The following is a 534-nucleotide window of genomic DNA, read 5'->3' as shown; positions in this document are numbered from 1 at the left end:
CGGCTCGCCCCGGCTGCCCTCACCCAGTTCCGCAGCGTCTCCGGGTTGATCCCCAGATCGGCTGCGACCGACCTGATCGTCGCATCCGGCCGCGACTCGTACAGCGCGACCGCGTCCGCCTTGAACTGCGGCGGGTAGTTCTTCATGACCACGAGATGTCCGTTCTCAGATCCTCAGGATCCAGTGTCTCGTGTGTTCAACATCAGGGGGTAAGGCCCGACACTGCCTACCCCAGCAACCTGGGCTGGACAATCGAGATCGAACGGGCTGCCGAGTCAACGGGCACCCCACCGATGGAGATGTTCTTCTCCCTCCTGGACGAGTTCCGCGCGGAACGTGATCACGCGCAGAGCACCCCGGAGGGGTAACCCCTCACCAAGCCGACGCAATCGGCGCGTGACTCCTTCCCCTGCCACTCTTCATTCTGTTAGGGCCTCTTACTGAGCGTTTTGCCCTGTCTCATTTACGTTCAGGATGTTTTGGAGGTTCGGCGGCGCCGGGGCAGGAGGTGCAGTTGAGTTGCGAGACTGCGCG

The 534-nt window shown here is 62.5% G+C and carries 1 protein-coding gene; it reads right to left on the bottom strand.

Features of this window, described 5'->3' with window-relative positions; all coding sequences use genetic code 11:
- On the bottom strand, positions 1-152 hold a 152-nt coding region (locus IE269_RS42865; protein ID WP_318299717.1), incomplete at its 3' end, for a transposase.
- Between the last annotated feature and the right edge of the window lie 382 nt (positions 153-534).

Source organism: Streptomyces spiroverticillatus (assembly GCA_014650415.1).
In the GTDB taxonomy this organism is placed as follows: Bacteria; Actinomycetota; Actinomycetes; order Streptomycetales; family Streptomycetaceae; genus Streptomyces; species Streptomyces spiroverticillatus.
The sequence above is the reverse complement of the archived record's forward strand: the minus strand, read 5'-3'. Positions and strand labels throughout refer to the sequence as shown.